At 69.2% G+C, this 7,696-nt stretch carries 9 protein-coding genes and 1 pseudogene; 9 read left to right on the top strand and 1 reads right to left on the bottom strand.

Annotated elements, in window-relative coordinates; genetic code table 11:
- From AC1DU6_RS14195 to AC1DU6_RS14165, 7 genes are all read left to right on the top strand, one after another.
- The coding region (locus AC1DU6_RS14195; RefSeq protein WP_477857849.1) for a hypothetical protein at window positions 1–280 on the top strand (280 nt) is incomplete at its 5' end.
- 5 nt (window positions 281–285) lie between these two features.
- Window positions 286–900, top strand: a complete 615-nt coding sequence (locus tag AC1DU6_RS14190; protein ID WP_457320126.1) for a DUF4126 domain-containing protein — start codon at window positions 286–288, stop codon at window positions 898–900.
- On the top strand, window positions 897–2,186 hold the full coding sequence (gene bioA, locus AC1DU6_RS14185; protein WP_457320128.1) for an adenosylmethionine--8-amino-7-oxononanoate transaminase: 1,290 nt from the start codon (window positions 897–899) through the stop codon (window positions 2,184–2,186). The genes AC1DU6_RS14190 and bioA overlap by 4 nt, the downstream gene beginning before the upstream one ends.
- Complete coding sequence (locus AC1DU6_RS14180; protein ID WP_457320130.1) at window positions 2,173–3,387, top strand: 8-amino-7-oxononanoate synthase; 1,215 nt, start codon at window positions 2,173–2,175, stop codon at window positions 3,385–3,387. Before bioA ends, AC1DU6_RS14180 begins: the two co-directional genes overlap by 14 nt.
- The gene (gene bioD / locus AC1DU6_RS14175) at window positions 3,384–4,085 is read left to right on the top strand and encodes a dethiobiotin synthase (protein WP_457320132.1); all 702 of its coding nucleotides are present in this window, start codon (window positions 3,384–3,386) and stop codon (window positions 4,083–4,085) included. The genes AC1DU6_RS14180 and bioD overlap by 4 nt, the downstream gene beginning before the upstream one ends.
- Window positions 4,082–5,122: a biotin synthase BioB gene (gene bioB, locus AC1DU6_RS14170; protein WP_457320134.1), complete on the top strand. Its 1,041-nt coding sequence runs from the start codon at window positions 4,082–4,084 to the stop codon at window positions 5,120–5,122. Before bioD ends, bioB begins: the two co-directional genes overlap by 4 nt.
- A 1-nt stretch (window position 5,123) precedes the next feature.
- Window positions 5,124–5,330: a hypothetical protein gene (locus AC1DU6_RS14165; RefSeq protein WP_056205118.1), complete on the top strand. Its 207-nt coding sequence runs from the start codon at window positions 5,124–5,126 to the stop codon at window positions 5,328–5,330.
- A 70-nt stretch (window positions 5,331–5,400) separates the two neighbouring features.
- Here the strand turns inward: AC1DU6_RS14165 and AC1DU6_RS14160 are convergent, their stop codons facing one another.
- A complete protein-coding gene (locus AC1DU6_RS14160) occupies window positions 5,401–5,550 on the bottom strand; it encodes a hypothetical protein (RefSeq protein ID WP_477857846.1) in 150 nt (49 codons plus the stop codon).
- Here AC1DU6_RS14160 and AC1DU6_RS14155 point away from each other — a divergent pair.
- Window positions 5,549–7,531, top strand: a complete 1,983-nt coding sequence (locus AC1DU6_RS14155; RefSeq protein WP_457320136.1) for an ATP-binding protein — start codon at window positions 5,549–5,551, stop codon at window positions 7,529–7,531. The two genes, AC1DU6_RS14160 and AC1DU6_RS14155, sit on opposite strands and share 2 nt — an antisense overlap.
- Before the next feature lie 3 nt (window positions 7,532–7,534).
- Window positions 7,535–7,696, top strand: a pseudogene (locus tag AC1DU6_RS14150) (hydroxymethylglutaryl-CoA lyase); the annotation flags it as partial.

Raw genomic sequence — 7,696 nt, 5'->3', positions numbered from 1 at the left:
GGGCCTGGCGGAGACCGTGGTTGCCAGCCGCCTCGAGGCCATCCAGAAGGCCAGCGCCGGGCCAGTCCAGGTGCTGCATCGGGCCATCAAGCCACACTCGGGCGGCGTTGGCCTGGAGTTGTCTTTCGCCGCGGAGGCGGAGAGCGAACACGTGCACCTCTACCTGGGCTACGTGACCTCCCGCAAGGTGCTGAACTTCTCCATGGTCTGCCAGCCCGGCCATGGAGCCGCTGCCTTGTTCAACGCGACAGTGTCGGGCTTTCGGCCGCGCCTGCCCTGACCCGCATGCCCCAGCTCGACGCCCTCCACCTGCTCGCCCTCGCCGCCGCCCTCGGCTGGGCCAGCGGCCTGCGCCTTTACCTGACGGTGCTGCTCGTCGGCATTGCCGGGCACTGGGGCTGGATCGCGCTGCCACCCGGGCTGCAGGTGCTGGCGTCGCCACTGGTGATGAGCTGCGCCGCGGCGCTGGCATTCGTCGAGTTCCTGGCCGACAAAATCCCCCTCGTCGACAGCGCCTGGGACGCGCTGCACACGCTGATCCGCATCCCCGCCGGCGCGGCGCTCGTGGCCGGACTCGTCAGTGGCTGGGCGGGCGACCATGGCCAGGCCTGGGCTGTCGTTGCAGCGCTGTTCGGCGGTGGCCTCGCGGCTGTGGCGCACACGGCCAAAGCCAGCACGCGCGCGGCGGCCAACACGTCGCCCGAGCCGTTCTCCAACATCGGCTTGTCGCTGATGGGCGATGTGGCCGTGCCGACCATGCTGTGGCTGGCCTGGGCGCACCCTTTCATCTTCTTCCCGCTGCTCGTCCTGGCCCTTGCCGTCATGGGCGCGCTGATCTGGCTGTGCTTCAAGTTCCTGCGCGCGCTGCTCAAGCGCGTGCGCCGCCCCTCTCCCGCATGACCTCTCCCTCCGATCTCGCCGCACGCAGTCGCGCCGCCGTCTGGCACCCCTGCACGCAGATGGCGCGCCTGGCCGACGTGCCGCCCCTGCCCATCGCCCGCGGCGATGGCCCCTGGCTGTTCGACACCGACGGCCGGCGCTATTTCGACGCCAACTCGTCCTGGTGGGTCAACCTGTTCGGCCATAGCGACAAGCCGCTTCACGACGCCATCAAGGCCCAGCTCGACACGCTGCCCCATGTGATGCTGGCCGGCTGCACCCACGAGCCCGCCGTGCGCCTGGCCGAGCGGCTGTCGGCCCGCACCGGCGGCGCGCTGGGCCACGCCTTCTTCGGCAGCGATGGCGCCAGCGCCGTCGAGATCGCGCTGAAGCAGAGTTTTCATTCGTGGAAGAACCGCGGCCGCGCCGACAAGCGCGAGTTCGTCTGCCTGAAGAACAGCTATCACGGCGAGACGCTGGGCGCGCTCAGCGTGACCGACGTGCAGGTGTTCCGCGACGCCTATGACCCGCTGCTGATGCGCGCCCACATCATCGCGTCGCCGGATGGGCGCCTGGGCAACGAGGCCGAGGCTTTGGAAGCCATGCGCGCGTTGCTGGCCGAGCGCCATGACCAGATCGCTGCCGTCATCGTCGAGCCGCTGATCCAGGGGGCGGCGGGCATGGTCATGTACGCGCCGGCCTATCTGAAGGGCCTGCGCGAGCTGACGCACGAGTTCGGCGTCCACCTGATCGCCGACGAGATCGCCATGGGCTGCGGCCGCACCGGCACCTTCTTCGCGTGGGAGCAGACGGGCGCGGATTGGCCGGATTTCATCCTGCTCAGCAAAGGCATCACGGGCGGCACGCTGCCGCTGTCGCTGGTGCTGACCACCGACGACGTGTTCGCCGCGTTCTGGAGCGAGGACGTCACGCGCGGMTTYCTGCATTCGCATTCCTACACCGGCAACCCGTTGGCCTGCGCGGCGGCCAATGCGGTGCTGGACCGCTTCGACGCCGGCCAGCTCGAAACAAACCAGGCCCAGGCCGAGCGCCTGACCCGCGCCTTTGCGCCCTTGGCCCCACGCGTGGCCCATCTGCGCCAGCGGGGCATGATCCTGGCCTTCGATGTGCCGCAAGCGCCACCGCGCTTCGCAGAAGCCTTCCACCTGAAGGCGCGCGAGCACGAACTGCTGATCCGCCCGATCGGCAACACCGTCTACCTGATGCCCCCTTACCTGATCGACGACGCGACCGCGGCCTTCCTGGCCCAGGCCGTGACGGCGACGTTGAACGATGTCCTTGCTTGATCACCTCCAGGCCAAGCTCCACGCGATTGCCGCGCAGAGCCTGACCCGTACGCTGCGCCGCGCCGACAACGGCACCGCGCCCCGCCAGACCATCAACGGCCGCGAGCTGCTGATGTTCTGCTCCAACGACTACCTCGGCCTGGCCGCCGAGCCTGCCATCGCCGAGGCGATTGCCGAAGGCGCTCGCCTGTGGGGCGGCGGCTCGGGCGCTTCGCCGCTGGTCAGCGGCCACAGCGCCGCGCACGAGGCCGTGACCGACACGCTGGCGCGCTGGTATGCACCGCACATCCCGCAGGCGCGAGCCATCGGCTTCTGCACGGGCTATATGGCCAACCTGGCCGTTGTGACAGCCCTGGGCGACGAGCACACCGAGATCTTCTCGGAGCAGCTGAATCACGCCTCGCTGATCGACGCCGCGCGCCTGGCCAAGGCCGCGGTCACGCGCTATGGCCACGCCGACGTGGCCGGCCTGCGCGCGCTGCTGGCGGCCAGCACCGCCAAGGTCAAGCTCATCGTCACCGACGCCGTGTTCAGCATGGACGGCGACCTCGCGCCGCTGCCGGCGCTGCTGGCCCTCGCCAACGAGTTCGACGCCTGGCTCATCGTCGACGATGCCCACGGCTTTGGCGTGCTGGGCGAAAAGGGCCGCGGCTCGCTGGAGCACTTCGGGTTGCACAGCGAACGCCTGATCCTCGTCGGCACACTGGGCAAGGCCGCCGGCCTCGCCGGCGCCTTCGTCGCGGCCCACGCCACCATCGTCGACTACCTGCTGCAGGCCGCGCGCAACTTCATCTTCTCGACCGCCTCCCCGCCGGCCGTAGAACATGCGCTGCTGACCAGCTTCGAGTTGATTGAAGGGCCGCTCGGTGCCGCCCGCCGTGCCAACCTCGTCGCGCTGCAAGCCCAGTTGCGCGACGGCCTGCTGGCGCTGATCGACCAGCACCCGCGCCTGGGCTGGTCGCTGACCGATTCGGCCACGCCCATCCAGCCGCTCATCGTCGGCGGCAATGCCGAGGTCATGGCCCTGGCCGCTGCACTGGAGAGCGCCGGCCTGCGCGTGCCCGGCATCCGCCCGCCCACCGTCGCCGCGGGCACCGCGCGGCTGCGCATCACGCTGTGCGGCACGCACACCGCTGCCGACGTGGACGCGCTGCTGACTGCGCTGCAGCGCGCCGCGGCGGCTCAGGAGCAGGCCGCATGACCGCCTTGAGAAGAGGTTTCTTCATCACCGGCACCGACACCGAGATCGGCAAGACCGCCGTCACGGCCGGCCTGGCCCACGCCTTCGCGCAGACCGGCCGGCGCGTCGCCGCGCTCAAGCCCATCTCGGCCGGGCAGGACTTCATCGGCGGCCACTGGCTCAACGACGACGTCGAGCGCCTGCGCGCCGCCGGCAACCTGGACCTCACATCGGCCGAAGTCGGCGCGCTGCAGCTGCGCACCGCCTGCGCACCCCATATCGCCGCCCGCATCGAGAACGATGCCATCGCCCGCGAACCCGTGCTGCACGCGCTGCGCACGGTCGCCTTCCGCGCAGACGTCGCCCTCGTCGAAGGCGTGGGCGGTTTTCGCGTGCCGCTCAACGACGAGTGGGACACGGCCGACCTGGCCACTGACCTGGGCCTGCCGGTCATCCTCGTCGTCGGCCTGCGCCTGGGCTGCATCAACCATGCGCTGCTGACGGCCGAGGCCGTGCGCGCCCGCGGCCTGACGCTGGCCGCCTGGGTGGCCAACACCGTGGATGAGCGTCAGCCTCACGTCACCGACAATCTGCAAGCTCTGCAGCGCGGCCTTGCCGTCCCCTGCCTCGGCCATGTGCCGCGCCTGGCCCACGCCGACCACGCCACGATGGCACGCCATCTGTCGCTCGAACCTCTGCTCGAACACCTCCCAGCATGAACCAGATCCAGACCCTCACCCCCACCTCCGACGCCGACCGCCGCCAGGCCAAGCCCTGGACCGTGAGCGAGATTGCGGCGCTGTTCGAGCTGCCCTTCAACGACCTGCTGTTCCGCGCCCAGCAGGTGCACCGCGAGCACTTCGACGCCAACGCGGTACAACTCTCGACGCTGCTGTCCATCAAGACCGGCGGCTGCGAGGAGGACTGCGCCTACTGCCCGCAGTCGGCCCACTTCGACACCGGCCTGAAGGCCGAGAAGCTGATCCCGCTGGAAGAGGTCATGGAAGCCGCCCGCGCGGCCAAGCAGAACGGCGCGACGCGCTTCTGCATGGGCGCCGCCTGGCGCAGCCCCAAGCCGCGCCACCTGGACGCCATCGGCGAGATGATTGCCGAAGTCAAGGCCCTGGGCCTGGAGACCTGCCTGACTGCCGGCATGCTGGAAGACGGCCAGGCCGAGCAACTCAAGAGCGCCGGCCTCGACTACTACAACCACAACCTCGACACCGCGCCCGAGTTCTACGGCCAGATCATCACGACGCGCACCTACCAGGACCGCCTGGACACGCTGGAGCGCGTGCGCCAGCAGGGGCTCAAGGTCTGCAGCGGCGGCATCGTCGGCATGGGCGAGACGCGCCGCCAGCGCGCCGGCCTGATCGCCCAGCTCGCCAACCTCGACCCTTACCCCGAGAGCGTGCCCATCAACAACCTCGTGCAGGTCGAAGGCACGCCGCTGGCCGGCACCGCGCCGCTGGATCCGCTGGAGTTCATCCGCACGATTGCCGTCGCCCGCATCACCATGCCGCGCGCCATGGTGCGCCTGTCCGCCGGCCGCGAGCAGATGCCCGAGACGATGCAGGCGTTGTGCTTCCTGGCCGGCGCCAACTCCATGTTCTACGGCGACAAGCTGCTGACGACGAGCAACCCGCAGGCCGAGAAGGATCGTGCGTTGCTGGAGCGGCTGGGCATGCGCTGTTCGACGGAAGCCGAGCTGACGCCGTCGGACGCCGCGGCCAAGGTACAGGTCTGCACGCACTGACATGAAGCAAGCCCTCCTGCTGATTGCCGTCCTCGCGCTGTCCGGCTGCGCCTTTGTCTACGACCAGGTGCAGGACATCGCGCAGACCCAGTGCGCCGGCAATGGCAACGCGCAAGACCGTCGCGCCTGCGAGAAGCGCAACGCACCGGCCTATGACGATTACGAGGCCCGCCGCAAGCGGCTGCAGGAAGGTAACAAGCCGGGCTGACCGCCCTCGCCTGTTTACCTTGCCTCAGCGCCAGTGATCCTGGCCCCGCCTGAACAACCGTGTAGAAGGTTCACGAGACCGGAGACAAGAAGAGATGTTCAAGAAAATCCTGATCGCCAACCGAGGCGCTCGCGCCGAAGGCGCGGTCGCGCCAGCGACAAATTGCGTGCTGGTCGGCGTAGCCGGACAGGCAGGCGAGTTCACCCCGGGAGCGCGCCATGTTTAAGAAGATCCTCATCGCCAACCGGGGTGAAATTGCCTGTCGAGTTGCGGCCACGGCCAAGCGCCTCGGCATTCAAACCGTGGCCGTCTACTCAGACGCTGACCGCGACGCACGGCACGTGCAGGCCTGCGACGAAGCCGTCCACATCGGCGGCCCGGCGCCGCGCGACTCCTACCTGCAGTGGCAGCGCATCCTCGAAGCTGCCAAGACGACCGGCGCGCAAGCAGTCCACCCAGGCTATGGCTTCCTGAGCGAGAACGAAGCCTTTGCCCAGGCCTGCGCCGATGCGGGCGTTGTTTTCATCGGCCCGCCGCCCAGCGCCATCCTCGCGATGGGCCTGAAAGCCGAGTCCAAGCGCTTGATGGAAGCGGCCAACGTGCCGCTGGTGCCGGGCTACCACGGCGCCGACCAGGACCCGGCGCTGCTGAAGCGCGAAGCCGGCCGCATCGGTTACCCGGTGCTCATCAAGGCCAGCGCCGGCGGCGGTGGCAAGGGCATGCGCGCGGTCTACAACGCCGACGAGTTCGACGCGGCGCTGGCCTCGTGCAAGCGCGAGGCCATCAACAGCTTTGGCGACGACGCGGTGCTGATCGAGCGCTATGTGCAAAAGCCCCGCCACATCGAGATCCAGGTCTTCGGCGACTCGCACGGCGACTGCGTGTATCTCTTCGAGCGCGACTGCTCCGTGCAGCGCCGCCACCAGAAGGTGCTGGAGGAAGCCCCAGCCCCCGGCATGACGCCAGAGCGCCGTGCGCAGATGGGCGAGGCCGCCGTGGCCGCTGCGAAGGCCGTCGGCTATGTCGGTGCCGGCACCGTGGAGTTCATCGCCGAGCAGGACGGCCGCTTCTATTTCATGGAGATGAACACGCGGCTGCAGGTCGAGCACCCGGTGACGGAAGCGATCACGGGCCAGGATCTGGTCGAGTGGCAATTGCGCGTGGCCTCGGGCGAGCCCCTGCCGCTGAAGCAACACGAGCTGCGCATGCACGGCCATGCCATCGAAGCGCGCATCTGCGCCGAGAACCCGGACGCCGGTTTCCTGCCCGCCACGGGCAGGCTGGACGTGGCACGCTGGCCCGAGCATGTGGCTTTCCAGCGAGGCAACGTGCGCATCGACGCCGGCGTGCGCGAAGGTGATGCGATCAGCCCCTTCTACGACTCGATGATCGCCAAGCTCATCGTCTGGGGCGAGGACCGCGCGCAGGCGCTGGCCCGACTGGACCTGGCCCTGCGCGATACCCACATCGTCGGCCTGCAGACCAACGTCGCCTTCCTGCGCCGCTGCGCGGCCACGGCGTCGTTCTCGAAGGCCGATCTCGACACCGGCCTGATCGAGCGCGAGAAGGCGGTGCTGTTCGACCAGCCCGGCCTGCCGCTGCGAGTCAGCGCGGCTGCGGTCATCGCGCACACGCTGGCTGTCGAGGGCACGCGGCAAAGCAACGACCCGTGGAGCGCCCGCGATGGCTGGCGTCTCTTCGGCTCGGCGACACGGCGCTTCGATCTGGAGGCCGGCGGCGTGCATCACGAGGTTCTGCTGTCCCGCCACCACCGCGGCGGCATGACGCTGACGGTCGAGAGCGAAGCCATCGAGTTCGCGGTTCAGTCCGCCGACACCGAGACACATGAACTCTTCCTCGGCGCCGATCGCCTCCGCGTGAAGACCTACGCCCGGGGCGAACGCGTCGCCGTCTTCGCCGCGAACGGCTCGGCCGTGCTGACCGAGGTGGACCTCATTGCCCACGCCGGGGATTCGCCCAGCGAAGGCGGCCGCCTCACGGCGCCCATGCCCGGCAAGCTGATCGCCTTCCTCGCCCAGGCCGGCGACACCGTCACCAAGGGCCAACCGCTGGCCGTCATGGAGGCGATGAAGATGGAGCACACCATCTCGTCGCCCCGCGACGGCAGAGTGGCGGAGCTGCTGTTCGCCGTCGGTGATCAGGTCGGCGATGGCGCCGAACTCCTCAAGCTGGACGCCTGAACCATGGCCCTCCCCACCCACGTCAAGATCCTCGATGTCGGCCCGCGCGACGGGTTGCAGAACGAGAAGGAAAACGTCTCGACCGAGCACAAGGCGCGGCTCGTCGCGATGCTGCAGGACGCCGGTTTGAAGGAGATCGAGGTCACCAGCTTCGTCAGCCCGAAG

Source organism: Roseateles sp. P5_B10 (genome assembly GCF_056400485.1).
Note: the sequence above shows the minus strand (reverse complement) of the source record. Positions and strands in the feature narration are given on the sequence as shown.

What these genes read in the sequence shown, in the direction of transcription:
- AC1DU6_RS14190 (WP_457320126.1), top strand. Translation starts at nt 286, where the DNA reads ATGCCCCAGCTCGACGCCCTCCACCTGCTCGCCCTCGCCGCCGCCCTC.
- AC1DU6_RS14180 (WP_457320130.1), top strand. Translation starts at nt 2,173, where the DNA reads ATGTCCTTGCTTGATCACCTCCAGGCCAAGCTCCACGCGATTGCCGCG.
- bioD (WP_457320132.1), top strand. Translation starts at nt 3,384, where the DNA reads ATGACCGCCTTGAGAAGAGGTTTCTTCATCACCGGCACCGACACCGAG.
- bioB (WP_457320134.1), top strand. Translation starts at nt 4,082, where the DNA reads ATGAACCAGATCCAGACCCTCACCCCCACCTCCGACGCCGACCGCCGC.
- AC1DU6_RS14165 (WP_056205118.1), top strand. Translation starts at nt 5,124, where the DNA reads ATGAAGCAAGCCCTCCTGCTGATTGCCGTCCTCGCGCTGTCCGGCTGC.
- AC1DU6_RS14155 (WP_457320136.1), top strand. Translation starts at nt 5,549, where the DNA reads ATGTTTAAGAAGATCCTCATCGCCAACCGGGGTGAAATTGCCTGTCGA.
- AC1DU6_RS14160 (WP_477857846.1), bottom strand. Translation starts at nt 5,550, where the DNA reads ATGGCGCGCTCCCGGGGTGAACTCGCCTGCCTGTCCGGCTACGCCGAC.